The sequence below is a fragment of the Thermocrispum sp. genome (genome assembly GCF_002919275.1).
Classification (GTDB): domain Bacteria; phylum Actinomycetota; class Actinomycetes; order Mycobacteriales; family Pseudonocardiaceae; genus Thermocrispum; species Thermocrispum agreste.
In genome coordinates this window covers 92,691-111,997 of the sequence record NZ_PKFA01000058.1, presented here as the reverse complement: position 1 = coordinate 111,997, position 19,307 = coordinate 92,691, and the positions used below count along the sequence as shown (strand labels likewise).

The 19,307-nt window shown below is 69.2% G+C and carries 12 protein-coding genes; 10 read left to right on the top strand and 2 right to left on the bottom strand.

The annotated features are described in order from the left end of the window. The first annotated feature begins 537 nt into the window (after positions 1-537). Entirely contained in the window at positions 538-2,172 is a 1,635-nt protein-coding gene (gene eccB, locus CXP56_RS15285) for a type VII secretion protein EccB (RefSeq protein ID WP_051310396.1), read from the top strand. 700 nt (positions 2,173-2,872) lie between these two features. On the opposite strand, the gene CXP56_RS15280 is transcribed toward eccB, so the two are convergent. Next, entirely contained in the window at positions 2,873-4,603 is a 1,731-nt protein-coding gene (locus CXP56_RS15280; RefSeq protein ID WP_281169004.1) for a S8 family serine peptidase, read from the bottom strand. Between the two features lie 221 nt (positions 4,604-4,824). Continuing rightward, complete coding sequence (gene eccD / locus CXP56_RS15275) at positions 4,825-6,207, bottom strand: type VII secretion integral membrane protein EccD (protein ID WP_028848747.1); 1,383 nt, start codon at positions 6,205-6,207, stop codon at positions 4,825-4,827. A 221-nt stretch (positions 6,208-6,428) separates the two neighbouring features. Between eccD and CXP56_RS15270 the strand changes: the two genes are divergently transcribed. The 9 genes from CXP56_RS15270 (at position 6,429) to CXP56_RS15230 (ending at position 19,307) form a co-directional block, all read left to right on the top strand. Further along, the gene (locus CXP56_RS15270; protein WP_028848748.1) at positions 6,429-10,466 is read left to right on the top strand and encodes a type VII secretion protein EccC; all 4,038 of its coding nucleotides are present in this window, start codon (positions 6,429-6,431) and stop codon (positions 10,464-10,466) included. 19 nt (positions 10,467-10,485) lie between these two features. Beyond that, the gene (locus tag CXP56_RS15265; protein WP_286901618.1) at positions 10,486-12,504 is read left to right on the top strand and encodes a type VII secretion-associated protein; all 2,019 of its coding nucleotides are present in this window, start codon (positions 10,486-10,488) and stop codon (positions 12,502-12,504) included. A gap of 304 nt (positions 12,505-12,808) precedes the next feature. Beyond that, positions 12,809-13,123: a WXG100 family type VII secretion target gene (locus CXP56_RS15260; protein ID WP_051310397.1), complete on the top strand. Its 315-nt coding sequence runs from the start codon at positions 12,809-12,811 to the stop codon at positions 13,121-13,123. A gap of 49 nt (positions 13,124-13,172) precedes the next feature. Continuing rightward, the gene (locus CXP56_RS15255; RefSeq protein WP_051310398.1) at positions 13,173-13,460 is read left to right on the top strand and encodes a WXG100 family type VII secretion target; all 288 of its coding nucleotides are present in this window, start codon (positions 13,173-13,175) and stop codon (positions 13,458-13,460) included. 283 nt (positions 13,461-13,743) lie between these two features. Next, positions 13,744-14,199, top strand: a complete 456-nt coding sequence (gene rplM, locus CXP56_RS15250; protein WP_028848750.1) for a 50S ribosomal protein L13 — start codon at positions 13,744-13,746, stop codon at positions 14,197-14,199. A gap of 11 nt (positions 14,200-14,210) precedes the next feature. Then, positions 14,211-14,690 (top strand): 30S ribosomal protein S9, encoded by a 480-nt coding sequence (rpsI, locus tag CXP56_RS15245; RefSeq protein ID WP_084609384.1) that lies wholly within the window; start codon positions 14,211-14,213, stop codon positions 14,688-14,690. A gap of 279 nt (positions 14,691-14,969) precedes the next feature. Beyond that, a complete protein-coding gene (glmM, locus tag CXP56_RS15240) occupies positions 14,970-16,304 on the top strand; it encodes a phosphoglucosamine mutase (protein ID WP_028848752.1) in 1,335 nt (444 codons plus the stop codon). A 157-nt stretch (positions 16,305-16,461) separates the two neighbouring features. Then, positions 16,462-16,803, top strand: coding sequence for a hypothetical protein (locus CXP56_RS15235; RefSeq protein WP_286901615.1), 342 nt, complete (start codon positions 16,462-16,464; stop codon positions 16,801-16,803). Between the two features lie 8 nt (positions 16,804-16,811). Further along, positions 16,812-19,307 (top strand): hypothetical protein, encoded by a 2,496-nt coding sequence (locus tag CXP56_RS15230; RefSeq protein WP_286901614.1) that lies wholly within the window; start codon positions 16,812-16,814, stop codon positions 19,305-19,307.

The following is a 19,307-nucleotide window of genomic DNA, read 5'->3' as shown; positions in this document are numbered from 1 at the left end:
GCAGGCGGCTGCTGGCCGGGGCGCGGGCCGCCGGGCGGCGCTTGCCTGCCGCCGGGCTGCTGGCCGGCGGGCCGGTTCGGCGGCGGTCCGGGTGGCTGGCCGGACGGTTGCTGCGTACCCCCAGGTTGTGCGGTGCCCGGACGCATCGTGTCGGGCCGTCCCGGGGGCGGCGCCGGTGGCCGAGCAGGGCCGGAAGCCGGCGTGCCGCGGCCCGGTGGTGGTACGGTCGGCGGTCCCTGTGGACGCCCGGGCTGCTGTGGTCCCTGGCCACGCCCGTTCGGGCGTTGAGGCGGTCTAGTACCTGCCATCCGCTCGTTTCTCTTCCCCTCGTGCCCGTACGCCGGGCACGTTACCTGCTCCCCACTTGACGAACCCTATCGGCAATTGGGAGGAACCCAACACCGGATGGGTCGTGGACGGCTATCCTGCGAACCGTACCGCGATGGGGAGAGTTGCCGGGGGCATTTCGCCGAAGTCGGCCCACCGCCGTCGGCCGGAGTGAACCCTCCCGAGTGAAGAGGACGTTGGTCGAACCTGATGGCATCGAACCCGACCCGGAAAACCGAAGTCCAGGCCTACAGCTTCGAAGTGCGCCGGATGAACTCCGCGCTGGTACGGCGCGACCCGGTGATGCTGCACGACCCGCTACGGACGCACTCGCGGGCCACCGTGGTGGGTGTCGTGCTGGGCATCGTCGGCCTGCTCGGGTTTCTGATCTTCGGGATCCTCAAGCCGAACCAGCAGCCGCCGGACAGCGGCATCGTGATCGGCAGGGAGTCGGGCCAGATCTACGTCAAGACCGACAACCCGGAAATGCTCATCCCCACGTTCAACCTGGCGTCCGCCCGGTTGATCCTGCTCGGCCAGCAGCAGAAGGCCGCGCAGGGGCAGGGGCAGGGCGGCCCGGAGAACATCGAGGTGGTCGAGCCAACCATCGTCCCGGACGAACGGCTGGCCAACATCCCGCGCGGCAGGTTGCAGGGCATCCCGGGCGCGGACGTCGAGCTGCCCAAGGCGGACCAGCGCATCTCGGACAACTGGGCGGTGTGCCACAACCTCCCGCTCAACCCGAACTATGCGCCGGAAGAGCGGATCAAGCGGGCGATGGAGGAGCAGGAGACGGCCGTGCTGGCCGGGTTGCCGTCGTCGCAGCTCGGCAAGCCGCTGGCGCCCAACGAGGCCATCTACGTCGAGACGCCGGGGACGCAGGAACGCTATCTGCTCTACCGCCCGGCGGAGGACGTGAACAACCGGCGCGGGATCGTGCGGGCGCAGATTCCGCGGCCCAACGAGCCGGACGGCAGGGTGATCGCCGAAGCGCTGCGGCTGAACGACCGTCAGCCGCGCTCGATGTCGCTGGGCCTGCTCAACGCCGTGGAGAAGGTGGACCAGCTGGTCCCGCCGGAGCCGGAAGGCCGGGGGGAGCCCAGCGAGATGGTCGAGCTGCAGGCGGGTACGAAGACGACGATCGGCGAGGTCTTCGTGGCCGACCCGGCGGGCAACGCGCAGTTCTTCGTGGTGCTGCGGCACGGCAAGCAGCGCATCAGCCAGGCGGCTGCCGAGCTGATCCGGCTGAAGTACTCGGTGACCAAGGAGCTGCAGCAGGTGTCGCCGGACCGGCTGGACGACATCCCGGACGCGCCGGAGGACGAGCGGCTCGACTTGGACGACTACCCGGTGACCATGCCGACGGTCATCGACATGGAGACCTACCCGACCACCTGCCTCGGCTGGGAGCTGGCCAACGGCAAGGGGCGGACGACGCTGTACGTCGGCAACGAGGGCCTGCCGTTCCCCAAGCGGGCCGACGGGCAACCACTGCGGGTGCAGGTCGGCAAGGCGAACGAAGAGCGGATCGCCATCCACTACTTCTACATGCCGCCGGGGCGCGCGGCCGCGGTGCACGTGGCGACCAGCGAGGCCGGGTTCGAGTCGGGCCCCATCCAGTTGATCTCCGATCGAGGGCTGCGCTTCGGCGTACCGGACCTGGCGACGGCGAAGGCGCTCGGGTTGGAGCCGCTGCGACCGGCACCGGCGAGCATCGTGAAGCTGCTGCCGACCGGGGCGTCGCTGAACGTGCAGGACGCTCAGATGACGTATGACTCGTTCGAGCCTCCTCCGGGCAGCGAAAGCCCGCTCGGCCAGGACATTCCGGTGCAGACGGGCGGCTAGCCGGACGGGGGACGGTGGCCGTGGGTCGTCCGGTCGGCGGGCTGTGGCCGGGCGGCCATGGTTCGGTGCCGGCGACTTGCGGGCTGCGGTCGGGTGACGTGGCTGCGTCGCCAAGAGTTCGGCTGCTACCACTGCTGGTCGTCGTTTGCGGATGCCCGCCACGTTCATCCGTCAGAGGGGCGGCTCCCTTTTCGTGGCGGACTCCGGGCAAGGGCAGTGCCCTTGAACGTTTGCCGCACAGGTGGCACGGGCCGAACGTGCGCTCCGGCCCCGCCGGGTGACGTCAGAGCGCTGTGGCCGGTTTCGTCGGCAGGTGACTGGCGCTCAAGCTGTCGGGCGGTTGGCAGGCGGAGCGGCAGCGGGCTGATCGCGGTGAGATCCGGGGATCCTGGCGGTGTCGCTGCTCGTCCGTCACGAGGCGACCGGGACCGAGAAAACCGTCACGAGGCGACCGGGACCGAGAGAAGGTGTCCGGCGGCTCGGAGGCCCGAGGGACACCGGCCTGATCCCGGCCGGGTCCAAGGCCCTGCGGCATCGCGGTCGGCTTCGGCCGATGGCGACTGGCACCGGGCCGGCGTCAAGGCATGTGCGGTCGGAGGCATGGCGTTCCGACCAGCACGATGCCCTCGGCGGTGCCGGACTCCGGTGCGATGGCAGGTACCGGTCGGCACGCACCTCCGGCGTCGGCAGGGAACCGCCGTCAGGCGGATGCCTTCTTGGCCTTGTACCGTCGCACCGAACGGACCACGAACAACGTGATCCCCAGGGCGGCGAAGGCACCGCCTGTGCCGCCCAGCGCCACGTACATCGGCACCGGATCGGGTTCGTTCAGCGGCGGCATGTCGGACGGCAACGCCCTGTCCTCGGCGTGCTCGAGGTCGCCCGCATCGGGCAGCTCGTCCGACACCGCGGCCATGGGGTCGATGACGCCGTACCCGACGAACTGATCACGTCCCGCGGCCGCGCCGGGGTGCTGCGCCGTGCGCTGGATCCGCTCGATGATCTCCCTGGCCGTGAGCTCGGGATGCATCTGCTTGACCAACGCGGCGACGCCGGCCACGTAAGGCGCTGCGAAGCTGGTCCCCTGCAGCGGCTGCGGCTTGGTGCGGTCGCCGTTGAACGTGGCGTTGATGATGGCGTTGGTGCCCGCCGGGTCGATCGAGATGATCTCGGTGCCCGGAGCGGCCACGCTCACCCACGGCCCGCGCATGCTGAAGTCGGCGACGCTGCCGTCCCTGCCGATCGCGGCGACCGCGAGCACGGTGCCGTCCGCGGAGAACCACGGCGGGATCACCAGGGTGCGCGGCTGATGCTTCGGGGGAACGCGCGGGTCCTCGGGGAGGGGCGCGTCGTTCTGCAGGCAGGTGCCGCCGGAATTCGGCGGGGCCGCGTTCCCGGCCGCGGCCACCGCGACCACGTTGTGGTCCGCGGCGTACTTGAGTGCCGCGCGGACTTTCACCTCGTCACCTTGCGGACGGAACGCATGGTCGTCGTTGGGGAAGAGCGGGCGACATGCGTCGACCGACATGTTGATGACATCGGCGCCTTTGTCCACGGCGCGCACGATCGCTTGCGCGAGGGTGTCGAGATTGCCCGCGCCCGCCGGGTTGTCCTGTGCGCGCGGCTCGTTGGGGGCCTGCTGGCTGGAGCTGGTCTTGTTGTTGCGCTTGGCCTCTTCCCTGGTCTTTCTGATCTCCTCCTGGAGTTGCTCCAGCTTCTGCTCGGCTTCCCGCGCCCGCTGCTCCGCTTCTTGTTGTTTGCGGCGTTGCCGTTCCGCCTCCCGGCGTTCTTCCCGCTCGCGCTCGATCTGTTCGTCGGACTTCTCCGTCCAGTTCTGGCTGGACTGCCGGATGGAGATGATGTGCGCGTCCGGCGCGACGCCGGTGAAACCGATGCTCGGGTCCTTCGGGTTGGCCGCGATGATGCCCGCGACCTGGGTGCCGTGCCCGTCGCAGTCCTCCAGGCCCTGCGCGCCGTCGGCGCCCTCGATGTAGTCACCGCCGGCTTCCAGCCGCGACGCGGGCAGATGGTCGTTCGGGGTGACCCCGGTGTCGATGACCGCGATCTTGATCGGCCTGTTCTTCTCGTCGTTCCAGCCGACCTTGCCGTGCGGGCTGCGCTGCCGGACGTATTGCTGTACCTCGTGGATGCGCAGGAACCGCTGCGCCCACGGGCCTTCCTTGAGGATCTGCTCCGACGGGATCTCCCGCTGGGTGAACGAGGACTCGATGCACTCGGTGACCTGTTCGTGCGGCTTGGCCGGGCGACCGGTGTCCTTGGGGACCGAGGACGAGATCGGGCCCTGCGGCGCCCACGGCGGCTTCTCCTCCTGCTGTGCCGCAGCGGGCACGGGCGCCAGCCCGGAACCGATGGTGCCGAACAAGAACGTGAGCGCGACAGCGCCCGCCATGGCCGTACGTCGCGTAGCCACTCGTCTCCCCATCCGTTGCGACGGCTAACCCCCTGCGGGAGCTTACCCGCCGGATCATGCACCGGTGCGCGTTCTCGTCAACTTCGCCGGCCCGGACGACGCCATGCTCGAAACTGCCGTCACGACTGGCGTCACTGTGTCGTGCCACCGGGCCGGACCGTGGTCGAACCGGCTCATCGCCGACCGCGTGCCCTGCCAGGCCCCGGCCCCGCTCCGGACGCTCAGCCGAGCAGGCTCGAGCCCACCGAGCGGACGTGGTCGTAGAGACCGAGGACGCCGAGCGCGAGCGGCAGCACCGAAGCGATGCACACCGCCTCCAGGATCTCCACCGTGCGCCGCAGCGGCGGCGAGAAGCGCTGCTTGGGGAACACCACACCGACCACCAGCGCGGCGGCGCCGACCAGGACCAGCGTGCCGAACACCCAGATGAGCCGCTCCTCCGGAGTGGCCGCCCACAGCCAGCTGAGCAGGATGCCGGCGGCGGCCACCATGCCGACGGTCAGCAGCGCGATCGCCTGGCTGCCGTTGGCGTAGGTGCGCGCCCGCAGCAGCAGGGCGAGGGTCGCCGCGATGGACAGCAGCAAACCGAACGTGCCCGCCGGAGCGGCGAGCACCGAGGAAATCGCCACGACCGATCCGCAGCCGATCAACAGACCGGTCATGTACTCGTGCGCCACCGACGTGCGACGCTCGATCAGCTCGTAGTCCGGGAAGCCGCTGTCCTCCTTCAGTTCCTCCGCTGTGCTCGGCACCACCGGGGACGGCAGCTTGGCCAGCAGGATCGTGGCCCGCGGCAGGTAGGAGATCAGCGCGAGCGCGACCGCGGCCGCGGCAGCGGCGAACCCGGCCGTCGGAATGTCGTCGTCCAGGATCAGCGCGAAGACGAACGTCACCGCGCCCAGCGCACTTGCCGTCGCGGCCGCGATGAACGTCGAGATACCGGATCCGATCAACGCGATCGACGCGGCGGCGACGATCAGCATGAACACGCTCGCCAACGCCAAGTTCGCGGGCAGCTGGGCGCCCGGCACCGTGTAGAAGCCGGACACGAACGCCATGGGCAGACCGCCTGCCGCGGCGATCACCACCCCGGTGGACGCCGCGTCGTACACCTTCGACAGCGTGGCCCCGAGCGCGACGCAGGCGATGGCGAAGACGCCGCCGATGATGGCTGCCGCCAGACCGCTGCCACCCGGGAACAGCCGCCCGCCATAGAACAGAGCCACGGCCGCAGCGGCCAGCGCCAGTCCGCCACCGATGTGGCCCATGCGCCGCGCCGTCTCCGGCGTCCACGGACGGAAGTTGTCCGGGGTCACTTCCGCAATGGCGCCCACGACGTCGTCGTACAGCGGTGGCGGCGGGTTCTCGCTGCGCTTGCGCAGCTGCAGCAGTTCGCCGTCCAGCACCCCGAGCGACGCGAGCGTGCGGCTCGGGTCGAGCGGAGCGGACTCGCCCAGCTTCGCCAGCACCCAGCCGCCGTGCCGGGAACCACCGTCGCTGGACGTCTCCCTGGCCATGTCGACCACCAGCGGCAGCAGGTCCGCCACCGCGACGTCAGCGGGCAGCGCCACGTCGATCCTGGTGCGCGGTGCCACCACCGTCACCCGGCTGAATACCGTCGTGCCCGAAGCCACTGCAGATGCCCCCTACTTCGTCGGTCGTCGGCCCTGTTATATCGGACTTCGCCTGCTCGCACAGCGGCAACCCAGGATTCCACCGGATCAATTTCGGTCACCTGGCACCCGAGGCAGGTCGAGGTTCGCTACCGTGTCAGACGGTTGCGGCCCAGTCGCGTCCAGTCGCCGAGGTGTAGAGGGGTTCATCGGTGAGCACGGTTCAGTTCAAGAGGCCACCACGCATGCCGGCGCCGCGCACGCCCGGCGGCGAAGTGCACTTGGAGCCACCGCCGGAGATCCCGCGCAACATCCCGGGCAACGTCGTCCAGAAGATCCTGCCGTTCGTCATGATTCTGGCGACGCTCGGCATGGTCGCCTTCATGTTCACCGCGATGCGCGACCGGGGCGGGGTCAACCCGTTCTTCCTGATGATGCCGGTGATGATGCTGGTGTCGATGGGCGGCATGTTCCTCGGCGGCGGCCGCGGCGGCGCGCAGAAGAAGGCCGAGATGAACGAGGACCGCAAGGACTATCTGCGGTACCTCGGGCAGATGCGGGAGCGGGCCCACCAGGCGATGCGCGAGCAGCACGCCGCGCTGGAATGGGTCCACCCGCACCCCAGCACGCTGCTGACCATCGCGGGCAGCCGCCGGATGTGGGAGCGGCGGGCCAGCGACAAGGACTTCATGCACCTGCGGGTGGGGTTGAGCTCGCACCGGCTGGCCACCCGGCTGGTGCCGCCGCAGACCGGGCCGGTGGACGAGCTGGAACCCATCTCCACGCTGGCGCTGCGCCGGTTCACCAGGGCGAACTCGCTGGTGCGCAACCTGCCGACGCAGATCTCGGTGCGCGGTTTCGCCGCCATCAGCCTCAACGGCGAACGCGAGCACGTGCTGTCGTTCGCCCGTGCCATGCTGGCCCAGCTGGTCACCCTGCACAGCCCGGAGGACGTGCTGGTTGCGGTGGCCTCGGCGGGCAAGGCCAAGCGGGACTGGGAGTGGGTGAAGTGGCTGCCGCACGCCCAGCACCCGACGCTCACCGACGGCATCGGCCAGCTGCGCATGATGGCCAGCTCGCTGCAGCAGATCGAGGACTGGCTGGCCGAGGAGCTGGCGCCACGCCCGCGGTTCCAGCGCAAGGCGCCGTACACCGACGGGCCGCACATCGTGATCATCGTCGACGACGCGGACATCAGTCGGGAAGAGCGGATCGTCATCGACGAGGGCCTTGCCGGGGTCACCGTGCTGGACATCTCCGGGCAGCTGAACCGGCTGGCCGCCCGGCGTGGCCTGCGGCTGGAGGTCAAGGAGGGCCAGCTCGGCGCGCGCAACGCGGGCGGCGTCGAGTGGTTCGGCACCCCGGACTCGCTCAGCCTGGCCGAGGCGGAGGCGATCGCCAGGCGCATCTCGCCGTACCGGATCGGCACCACGGCGCAGGGCGAGGAGGAAGAAGACCACCCGCTGATGTCCAACCCCGGCCTGCTCGAGCTGCTGGGCATCCCGGGCGACGCGATGACGTTCGACGTCCAGCAGGCGTGGCGGCCGCGCCCGATCCGCGACCGGTACCGTGTCCCGTTCGGCGTCGGCGAGCACGGCCAGCCGGTGTACCTGGACATCAAGGAAGCGGCCGCGGAAGGCATGGGGCCGCACGGCCTGTGCATCGGTGCGACCGGTTCCGGTAAGTCCGAGTTCCTGCGCACCATCGTGCTGGCGATGATGTGCACCCACTCGTCGACCCAGCTCAACTTCGTGCTGGTCGACTTCAAGGGTGGTGCGACGTTCCTCGGCCTGGAGGCCGCGCCGCACGTGTCGGCGGTCATCACCAACCTGGCCGACGAGGTCGTCCTGGTCGACCGTATGAAGGACGCGCTGGCCGGTGAGATGAACCGCCGTCAGGAGGCGCTCAAGCGCGGCGACGGCAAGAACTACAAGAACTTCAAGAACGCCTGGGAGTACCAGAAGGCGTGGGAGAACGGCGCCGAGATGGATCCGATGCCGGCGCTGTTCATCGTGGTCGACGAGTTCTCCGAGCTGCTGTCGGCCAAGCCGGACTTCATCGACCTGTTCGTCGCCATCGGCCGTCTGGGCCGGTCGCTGCAGATGCACCTGCTGCTGGCCTCGCAGCGGCTGGAGGAAGGCAAGCTGCGCGGTCTGGACTCGCACCTGTCCTACCGCATCGGTCTGAAGACGTTCTCCGCCGCCGAGTCGCGGGCGGCCATCGGTGTGCCGGACGCGTTCGAACTGCCGAACGTGCCGGGTGGCGGGTACCTGAAGTACGACACCAACACGCTGGAGCGGTTCAAGGCGGCCTACGTCTCCGGGCCGTACCGGCCGGCTGGCATCAAGACCGCACCCGGTTCGAAGCAGAACGTGGTGCGGGCGGACAAGCGGCCGCGGTTGTTCGTGCCGGACTACGTCGAGCCGCCCAAGGAGCCGGAGCCGGAACCCGAGCCCGAGGTCGAGGAGAAGAAGAAGGACGACGAGGAGTCGGTGGACGAGCCGACCGAGCTGGAGGTCATCGTCAACCGGCTGATCGGCCAGGGCCCGCCCGCGCACGAGGTGTGGCTGCCGCCGCTGAACGAGCCGAACTCGCTGGACACGCTGCTGCCGAACCTCAACCCGACCGAGGACCGCGGCCTGAGCCCGGTGGGTTTCTTCGGCAACGGCAAGCTGCAGGTGCCGATCGGCATCATCGACCGCCCGTACGAGCAGCGGCGTGACCCGCTGTGGGCGGACTTCTCCGGCGGCGCCGGGCACGGCGCGGTCGTCGGTGGTCCGCAGTCCGGCAAGTCGATGATGCTGCGCACCATCATGATGGCGCTGGCGTTGACGCACACGCCGGAAGAAGTGCAGATGTACGCCGTCGACCTCGGTGGTGGCACGCTGGCCTCGATGGAGGCCCTGCCGCACTGCGGTGGCGTCGCGGTGGCCCGGCGCGAGCCGGACAAGGCGCGCCGCATCGTGGCCGAGATGTCGACGCTGATCACCGAGCGCGAGGCCCGGTTCGGCGAGCTCGGCGTGGACTCGATGGCGGAGTTCCGCAACCTCAAGCGGCAGGGCAAGATCACCCCGGAGCAGGATCCGTTCGGTGACGCGTTCCTGTTCGTCGACGGGTGGAAGGCGCTGCGCGACGAGTTCGAGGAACTGGAGCCGCAGATCACCAGGCTGGCCCAGCAGGGTCTGGCGTTCGGCGTGCACGTGGTGATCGCCAACAACCGGTGGGCGGACATCCGGCCGGCGATCAAGGACATGCTGGGTACCCGGTTCGAGCTGCGGCTGGGTGACCCGAGCGAGTCGGACATCGACCGGCGGGTGGCGGCCAACGTGCCGCAGGGCCGTCCCGGCCGCGGCCTGACGCACGACAAGCTGCACTTCCTGTCTGGCCTGCCGCGCATCGACGGCTCGAGCGACCCCGAGACGGTCGGTGACGGCGTCGCAGACGCCATCGCGCGGATCGACGCGGCGTGGAAGGGCAGGCACGCACCCGCGGTGCGGATGCTGCCGAGCAAGTTCGACTACTCCGAGCTGCTGGCGCAGGACCAGCACCGCGACTCCAAGCTCATCCCGATCGGCCTCAACGAGGACGAGCTGGCGCCGGTGTACCTGGACTTCGACGCCGATCCGCACTTCTACGCGCTGATGGACGGCGAGTCGGGCAAGACGAACCTGCTGCGCCAGATCATCCGCGGCATCCAGGACCGCTACACGCCGAAGGAAGCGCTGGTCATCCTGGTGGACTTCCGCCGGACCCTGCTCGGCTTCATGGAGGGCGAGCAGCTGCTGGCCTACGCGGTGTCGGCCAACCAGCTGACCGACGTGATCAAGCAGGCGGCGGGCTCGATGACCAAGCGCCTGCCCGGTCCGGACGTCACCCAGGAACAGCTGAAGAACCGGTCCTGGTGGAAGGGCCCGGAGCTGTTCCTGATCGTCGACGACTACGACCTGGTGGTCACCCAGAGCGGCAATCCGCTGCAGCCGATCGCGCCGTTCCTGCCGCAGGCCAAGGACGTCGGCCTGCACCTGGTGATCACCCGGCGCGTCGGTGGTGCCAGCAGGGCGATGTTCGACCCGGTGCTCGGCAAGCTCAAGGAGCTGTCCATGCCCGGCCTGCTGGGCAACGGTTCCCGCGACGAAGGCCAGCTGATCGGCAACCTGCGTGCCCAGGCCATGCCGCCCGGCCGAGGCTTCTTCGTCTCGCGGAAGACGGGCAAGCAGTTGATCCAGGTCTCGTGGATCGACCCGGAGTGAGGCTCGCTAGGGTCGTTGCATGAGCCTGCGGGTGGCCGTCGACTTCGGCACGTCGAGCACGTGTGTGGTCGCATCGCTGTACGGCCGTGAGCCGCAGGTGGTGATGATCGACGGACATCCGTTGCTGCCGTCGTCGGTGTTCTGCGCCGAGGACGGGACGCTGTTCGTCGGCCGGGAAGCGGAGCGGCAAGCGGCCGTCGATCCGGCGCGCTACGAACCGAACCCGAAGCGCCGGATCGACGAGGGCGAGCTGCTGCTCGGCACCACCGTGGTGCCGGTGCTGGACGCCATCCGGGCCGTGCTGGAGCGTGCGGTGTCCGAGGCGCGCCGGCTCGGCGGCGGCGCGGACGTCGACCTGCTGGTGCTGACCCACCCCGCGGACTGGGGTGTGCTCCGCACCAGGGTGCTGCGGCAGGCTGCGGCCGGGCTGGGCAACGAGATCACCCTGCTGCCCGAGCCGGTGGCCGCTGCGCTGTTCCACGCGGCCACGTTCACCCCGTCCCCGAACGACCGCACGGTGGAGTTCAGCGATTCGGCCGGTGACGTGCTGGCCGTGCTGGACATGGGGGCGGGCACGGTCGACGTGTCGGTGGTCAAGAAGGAGAGCGGCCCGGGCAGCCAGGCCGGGTACCGCGTGCTGGCCACCAAGGGAGACCCGAGCTTCGGCGGCGCGGACATCGATCAAGCGTTGCTGGAGTTCATCGGCGGGCAGGTCGCCCACACCGACCCCGAAGCGTGGCGGGCGCTGATGGAGGCACGCACGCTGGGCGACCGCAGGCGGCGCCGGGTGCTTCGGCAGGACGTCCGCGGGGCGAAGGAGACGCTCTCCCGGCACGCCTACACCGACGTGCCGATGCCGCCGCCGTTCGCCGACGCACACGTCACCCGGGAAGATCTGGAGCGGCTGATCGCAGGCCCGCTCGGCCGCGCGGTGGAGATGACCGCGATGGCCATCGACGAGGCGGGCCTGCGGCCCAAGCAGCTCACCGGCGTGTTCCTGGTGGGCGGCACCAGCCGGATCCCGATGGTGGCTCGGCTGATTCACGAACGGCTCGGCATCGTGCCGATCACGTGGGACCAGCCGGAGACCGTCGTGGCGCGCGGCGCGATGCTGACGGTGCTGAGCGCGAAGGCGGAACCGGCTCGCTCGCGGCAGACGATCACGCAGCCGACGTCGGCTGCACACGCGGATGCGACCGTCCCGGCGACCACGCCGGTGCCGCCGGGGCACGGTTCGGCGGCCGCCCCGACGCTCCCAGCCACCGCGCCGGCGACACCGACGACCCCGAGTGGCGGGTTCGCGCAGCCCGTCACCGGTCCCCGGCCGGCGGTGTCCGGCGGTCACCGCCCGCCGGTGTCGTCCGGTTCCGGTCAACCACCGGCCTCCCCGTCCGGGGCCGCCCAGCCGGCCGCCGCACGAAGCTATGCCCCGGTTTCCGTGGCGGGCTATTCCGCGCGGGTGTCCGCCGGCTCCGACGGCGGCAAGGACGGGGTCAGGAAGAAGGCGCTGATCGGCGCCGGGGTGCTCGCTCTCGTCGCGGTGGTGGTGGCCGGCGTCGTGCTGCTGATGCAGCCGAAGGACGACGACCAGGGGGAAGCCGAGGAGAACCGCATCTCCGCGTTCGGTTACTCGTTCACCTACCCCGAGAACTGGACCCAGACCGACACGGTCCAGGAGGACAAGCAGGTGGCCATCCGGCCGGAAGGTGAGGAAGACGGCCCCAACTTCGTGTCGGTGCAGCGGTTCGACATCGGCTACGACTACGAGGACAACCGGGATCGGTTCATCACCGAGCTGCAGAACCGGTTGGAGGAGACGGGCCGGAACATCAAGCGGTTCAAACCCGACGACGTCTTCGCCGGCCGCCCGGTCATCACCTACATCGAAACGTCCGGCGACACCGCCACGGTGTGGCTGGTCATCGCCAAGGACGACAAGCAGCTGAGCATCGGGTGCCAGTGGGGCGGAGACGCCAGGGAAAAGGTCGAGTCCGCGTGCGAACAGGTGGTGCGGACCATCCGGTTCACCGGCGAGTGAACGCCACCCCGGCCCGGTCGGGTGATGTCGATGCGCGGCGTTCGCGGGCGTGAACGTTTCCGCGTCCCGATCGTTGATCGGGGCGAACTCGCAGGTCAGAGCCTATGTGGCGGGCGCGGTGACGGTCTCGCGCCGACTGTCGGCGGCGCTCGGTTCCGCCCGCGGCGTTCACTACTGCAACTACTTGCGCATATTCGCTGACGGGGCGGAACCAGTCATGGCAGGGTCAGCGTCGTAGGGGGCGTACGAAGGCAGAAGGAAGTACGCCGGAAGAGAAGCTCACAGAAAAGGGGGCCAGCCTCTCATGGGCGGTTACAAGGGTGAAGTCGCAGATATCACCAATGCGCACAAGAACCTGATGGACGTCAAGGCCGACCTGGACACCGCGGTCAACAACCTGGAGGCCGCGATGGGCGAGGTGCTCAGCCAGTGGCAGGGCACCGCGGCCAACGCCTTCCGTCAGCTGATGGAGCGCGTGGACGAGAAGGGTCGCTCGCTGAACGCCTCGCTGGAGAACCTGGCGGTCCTGCTGGAGAAGGCGGGCTCGACCTACCAGCAGATGGAAGAGGAGGGCGCCGGCAGCTTCAGCGGCGGGTCGTTCTCCGCGCTGGACGGCTGATCAACCACACCACAGGCACACCACGGATCTGACGTAAGGGGAACTCGCAATGACCATTCAGGTTAACTACGCCGCGCTGGAGCGGGCCGCCGACGAGGTGAACAGGGCCCAGCAGCTGATGAACACCAAGCTGGAGGAGGTCGAGGCCGAGGTTCGCCGGCTGGCCGCCAGCTGGGAAGGTGAGGCGCAGACCGCCTACCAGACCGCGCAGAAGAAGCAGAACGAGGCGCAGGCCGAACTGGCTCAGGTGCTGGCCCAGATCGAGACCGCGATCATCGACGCCAAGCAGCGCTACATGAGCGGTGAGCGGGGCATCACCGAGTCCTTCGGCGGCTGACCTCTCCATCGGCGAGACGTCGCGGGTGTGGCCCGGACCGGGTGGGTCCGGGCCACACCCTTTGTGCTGCCCGGGATCCGGCGGCACGAGCGCGGGTCGCGGCCGGTGAAGGCCGTGTCGCGACCCGGGCGCCGGGCAAGACCCCACCCCGCTGCGAAGCGGCGTGCACCAACCGGGTATCTTGGGACGTCGTTGTGCGATGCAGCGCGCCCGGATATGGGGAGCGCGCGGCCCGTACACCCATCCACAAGCCTGCAAGACCAGTTGACGACGAGGTAGCACCGTGTCCACGTACACGCCCAAACCCGGCGACATCACGCGCGCCTGGCATGTGATCGACGCCGAGGGGATCGTCCTCGGCCGTTTGGCGACCGAGGTCGCGAACCTGCTGCGCGGCAAGCACAAGCCAACGTACGCACCGCACGTGGACACCGGTGACTACGTCATCGTTGTCAACGCGGAGAAGGTCGTGCTGACCGGCAACAAGCGCGACCAGAAGCGGGCCTACCGGCACAGCGGTTACCCGGGCGGCCTGCGCAGCCGGACCTACGGCGAGCTGCTGGCGACCAAGCCGGAGCGGCTGGTGGAGAAGGTCGTCAAGGGCATGCTGCCGAAGAACAAGCTCGGTCGTGCGCAGGCCAAGAAGCTGAAGGTGTACGCAGGGCCTGAGCACCCGCACGCGGCACAGCAGCCGCAGCCGTTCAAGATCAGCAAGGTCGCGCAGGTGAGCGCACAGTGAGCGAGGAAACCGTGACCACCACCGAGTCCCCGGCTGCCGGCGAGTCCGTCGCGGCCGTCATCACCAGCGAGACGCCCGCCGCTCCGCGTCCGTCCCGCGCTGCCGGTGGTAGCGCGCAGACCGTCGGGCGCCGCAAGGAAGCCGTGGTGCGGGTGCGTCTGGTCCCCGGCAGCGGCCAGTTCAAGCTGAACGGCCGGTCGCTGGAGGAGTACTTCCCGAACAAGGTGCACCAGCAGCTGATCCGCGAGCCGCTGGAGCTGGTGGAGAAGTCGGAGAGCTTCGACATCTTCGGCAACCTCCGCGGCGGCGGCATCAGCGGCCAGGCGGGCGCCCTGCGGCTGGCGATCGCCCGTGCGCTGGTGGAGATCGACCCGGACGACCGCCCGGCGCTGAAGAAGGCGGGCTTCCTGACCCGCGACGCCCGGGTCAAGGAGCGGAAGAAGGCAGGCCTGAAGAAGGCCCGCAAGGCGCCGCAGTACAGCAAGCGCTGACGTTCGTCGTGCCCGAACGCCCATCCGGCTCGAGCCGGGTGGGCGTTCGTGTTTGCGCGATGTGTTTCGACGCCGACGCGAGCGGCCGCTTCGCCACGGACGTGCGGCGCGAGGCCGGGTTCCCGGTGATCGTGGGAATGCCCGGCGTGGTCGAACCCGCCAAGCTCATGCGGATCGCGCTCAGGGTGCGACGGCGCAACCGCAGCCCCCGTGCGGTCTTCCCGGCGGGCAGCCGCTACCGTTGGTCGGGTTTTCAGGCACGAGGAGGTCCCGCTCAAGATGGCACGGCTGTTCGGAACCGACGGTGTGCGCGGGCTGGCGAACGGCGATCTGACTCCCGCGCTGACGATGTCGCTGGCGGCCAGCGCTGCCCGGGTGCTGGCGGCGCACGACCGGTCGCACCGCCCGGTCGCGGTCGTCGGCCGCGACACCCGCGCCAGTGGCGAGATGCTGGAGGCGGCCGTGGTGGCGGGACTGACGTCGGCAGGCGCCGACGTGCGCAGGCTCGGCGTGCTGCCCACGCCCGCGGTGGCGCACCTGGTCGCGGAGACCGGGGCGGACCTGGGCGTGATGATCTCCGCTTCGCACAACCCGATGCCCGACAACGGGATCAAGCTGTTCGCGGCCGGCGGGCACAAGCTGCCGGACGCGATCGAGGACGAGATCGAGGCCGGCATGAACGCCGCGGTCGACGGGCCGACCGGGGCGGCCATCGGCCGGGTCGTCGATCTCGAGGACGCCATGGACCGGTACGTGGCGCACTTGGTGGGTGCCGTGTCCACCAGGCTCGACGGCCTGAAGGTCGTGGTGGACTGTGCGAACGGCGCGGCCTCGGTCGCCGCTCCGGAGGCGTATCGCCGGGCAGGCGCCGAGGTGATCGCCATCCATGCGGAGCCGGACGGCATCAACATCAACGACAACTGCGGGTCGACCCACCTGGACAGCCTGAAGGCGGCCGTGGTGGAGCACGGCGCCGACCTGGGGATCGCGCACGACGGTGACGCCGACCGGTGCCTGGCGGTCGACGCCGAGGGCAACGAGGTCGACGGCGACCAGATCATGGCGGTGCTGGCGCTGGCGATGGCCGAGTCGGGTGAGCTGACCGACCAGACCCTGGTGGCCACGGTGATGAGCAATCTGGGCCTGCACCTGGCCATGCGCAAGCACGGCGTGAAGGTGAAGACGACCGCGGTCGGCGACCGTTACGTGCTGGAGGAGCTGCGGGCAGGCGGCTACGCGCTGGGCGGGGAACAGTCCGGCCACGTGGTGATGCCTGCCTACGCGACCACCGGTGACGGGCTGTTGACGGCGCTGCGGTTGATGAGCCGGATGGCCGGCACCGGCCGCACGCTGGCCGACCTGGCCGGTGTCATGCAGCGCCTGCCGCAGGTGCTCGTCAACGTGCCGGTCGCGGACAAGGCCGCGGTCGCCTCCTCGTCGGCGGTGGCCGCCGTGGTGGCCGATGTCGAACGGGAACTGGGGGACAACGGCCGGGTGCTGCTGCGGCCGTCCGGCACCGAGCAGCTGATCCGCGTCATGGTCGAGGCGACCGACCTGACCGTCGCCCAGGCGGCTGCGGACCGGCTGGCCGGAGTCGTCGCGGCCAACTCGTAATCCCTGGTCACAGGCCCACCCCCCTGTGCGTGTGCAAAACACGCAATCGGCTGCGCGGCCTGGGCGCGGTGGGTAGATTCGATGTGCACGTGAACGGCACCGGAAGCGCCCGACGCACGTCGAAGTGCAGACGGGACGCTGACTTAGGGGGAACGACATGGCGCCGAAGGGCGGCAAAGGCTTCAGGCAGGAGTGGGACGAGATCGAGGAGATCAACAACGATCTCGTCGATCTGAAAGAGGCTCTCGAGACGGCCGCAAAGCGGTACGTCGGCGGCGCAGATGCAGGTCCAGAGCACTTCGGTTCCGAGCGGCTGAACGCGGGCAACAACGCGGGAGAGGGTTTCCGCAAAGCGGTCGAGGCAATTACCGAAGGTCTCGACGACGCCATCGCGTATCTCGGGGCGTTCACGGTGAAGACTACGTCCGCGATCGAGACTCATCAAAAGGCCGACCGTGCCGCTGAGGACGAATACATCAAGACTGCGAAGGGTGTGTGAGCCGACCGATGAGTGAAAACGCGGACCACATCCGAGAAATTCTCGCCGACGAACCCGAGGTAGACCAGAACGACGTCAGCAAGAGGAAGCTGGAAGGCGACAACAAGCTGGCCAGGTTCCGGGAGCTGATGTGCGGTCGCGGGACCAAGATCTACACGATGTGGCGAGACAGCAAGGCGCGGTCGGGTACCACGGACTGGGTGCAACCGTGGAGTGAAGCGGATCAGCAGAAGGTCGAGGATCTGAAGTACTTCCACTTCGGCGCGATAGACGCGTCCGTGGAGCGACTGCAGAAGCTGGAGGGCGTGGCGGAGGCCATGTCCAACGGCGCTCATGACGCGATGCGCGCGCTGGCCCCGGTCTGGGAGGGGGACAGTGGAGACGCCGCGCGGAACTCGCTCAAACGGTTCGTGCAGTACAGCACGGAAGCCGCGGGTGCTTGGAAGAATTTCGCGCAGGCGGCGACTGCCCTTCGGGACGAGATGCGGCGGACGCTCGAGGACGTTATTCGTACCCTTGACGAGTCGCCGATATCCGACTATATCGGATATTACAACCATCTCAACTCTGAAGACGAAGAAAAGTTCAACAATAATCTTTCAGAGGTAGTATATTTTCTGGAGCTGCACGGATACCCGGGAATCACTCCGGAACAAGCGCAAGAACTCGCCGACGACAAACTTAATTCCTTTCTTTGGGTGGTGGCCGGAGGAGAGGTTGCCGGTCACGTGAAGTGGCTGGACGACCACGCCTTTTGGTACAGCCACTCCATGCATACGTATCGGCAGCAGCTCGACAACGCCCGGGATACGTTCGAGCGTTTGCTGAACACGTTCGGCGACAAGTACCACTCGAGCAGCGCGCTGCAGGACCTCAACCCGCTTATCGAGGTTCGCCCGGCGTCGGACAAGCCACGCAGGGGGGGCGGTCAGGACAACGGCTCCACTTCGCCCAGCGACTCCGGCGGTTCACGCGGCGGCGGTGGCGGGTCGTTCGGCGGCGGAGGCGGCGGGTCGTACCCGGGTGGGTCGTACACGCCGTCGGTATCCACTCCCAGCAGCTCGACACCGTCGACGACTACTCCGTCGGACGCGGACATCAAGAAGCCGGAGGACGGCACCAACCCGGTGACCGGGAAGCCGTTGGAAATCGATCCGCGCACGGGCAAGCCGTACCCGATCGATCCGGAAACCGGTGAGCCGATCAAGGACTACGACGACCAGGACACCACCACGGTGCGGCAGGGTGACGGGGAGATCTCGGTCACTGAGCCCAGTGCCACCGGCGAGATGAAGGTCACCCTCGATGACGGCAAGGGTGGCACGAAGACCTACAACCTCGACTTCGACCCGACCAGGGGCCCGGAGGACGCCAAGGGCGACAAGGACGCCCAAGGGCAGTCCGTCGGTGGTACGGCGTCCGGGGCCTTCGGGCCGCAGGGTTCGGCGGCGCGGGACGTGCCGGGTGGCAAGGCCGGCGCCGAGGACACCGTGCACACGCCGGGTGAGGACGGCAAGATCCGGATCAAGGACGGCGATGTGGAGATCGTCGCCCAGCAGCCGGAAGGCGCCGACGGGGTCACGGTGGTCAGGGTCGACGACGGTTCCGGGGAGCCGGTTACCCAGATCCTGGGTGACGAGGAGGCCGTCGAGGAGTACAAGCGGCAGCTCGCGGAGGAACGCCAGACTCTGATCAGCCAGCGGGAAGCGCTGGAGGCCCGCGACAACGTCCCGTCCAGCGAATGGGAGGAGCTGTCCAAGAAGGAGCAGGACTTCCGGGAGCGCGGCGGCATGCTGCCCGGCGACGACGTCAGCTCCGGCAAGGGGGCCTCGCACGCCACGTCCGCCGAGGAACGGTCGCCGGCGCAGTCTGTGTTCGACGCCGCGGAGCGCGAACGCCACGCGGTCAGGGTCTCGTCGCCTGTCGAGTCTGCTGAGGAAAGGTCCGCGCCGCGGTCGGTGTTCGATGCCGCCGAGCAGGAACGGCAGGCGGGGCGTTCCTCCATCGGTGGATCCGCGATGTCGGAGCTCAAGGCCGACGGTGGCGGACCCGGTGTCGGCCACGGTGTCAGCAGTAGCAGCGGTGGCGCCAGCGCGTCCATCCCCGGCGGGGGAGGCGGCGGTGGCGCATCCACCATGGGTGGCGGCGCCGGGGGCGAAAGCATCGGCGGCAGTGCTCAGAACCTCAACGCCGGCGCGCACAGTGGCGCTGTGCCGGGCGGCGGTGCGCCCGCTGGTGCTCCTGGCGGTGCTTCGGCTGGCGGGCCGGGCGTCGGGACTTTGCCAGGTGGCGGGGATGCGGTCGGTCCTCGCGGTGGTGCACCGATGATGGGCGGCGCGGCGCCGATGATGGCCGGAGCCGCGGGTGCGGGCGGTAACGACGAGTCCCGTTCGTCGTCCGCGCAGTACCAGGTGCCGGACACCGCGCTGTTCGAGCCGGAGGTGCCCGAAGGGCCGTTCGGTGTGGCACGCATCAGCGGCAGCCTGGACGACGAGGAGGCGTAA

Bases quoted from the DNA above. Each gene is read 5' to 3' on its own strand.
- CXP56_RS15265 (WP_286901618.1), top strand. From the start codon at position 10,486: ATGAGCCTGCGGGTGGCCGTCGACTTCGGCACGTCGAGCACGTGTGTG.
- CXP56_RS15230 (WP_286901614.1), top strand. From the start codon at position 16,812: ATGAGTGAAAACGCGGACCACATCCGAGAAATTCTCGCCGACGAACCC.
- glmM (WP_028848752.1), top strand. From the start codon at position 14,970: ATGGCACGGCTGTTCGGAACCGACGGTGTGCGCGGGCTGGCGAACGGC.
- eccB (WP_051310396.1), top strand. From the start codon at position 538: ATGGCATCGAACCCGACCCGGAAAACCGAAGTCCAGGCCTACAGCTTC.
- CXP56_RS15255 (WP_051310398.1), top strand. From the start codon at position 13,173: ATGACCATTCAGGTTAACTACGCCGCGCTGGAGCGGGCCGCCGACGAG.
- CXP56_RS15260 (WP_051310397.1), top strand. From the start codon at position 12,809: ATGGGCGGTTACAAGGGTGAAGTCGCAGATATCACCAATGCGCACAAG.
- CXP56_RS15235 (WP_286901615.1), top strand. From the start codon at position 16,462: ATGGCGCCGAAGGGCGGCAAAGGCTTCAGGCAGGAGTGGGACGAGATC.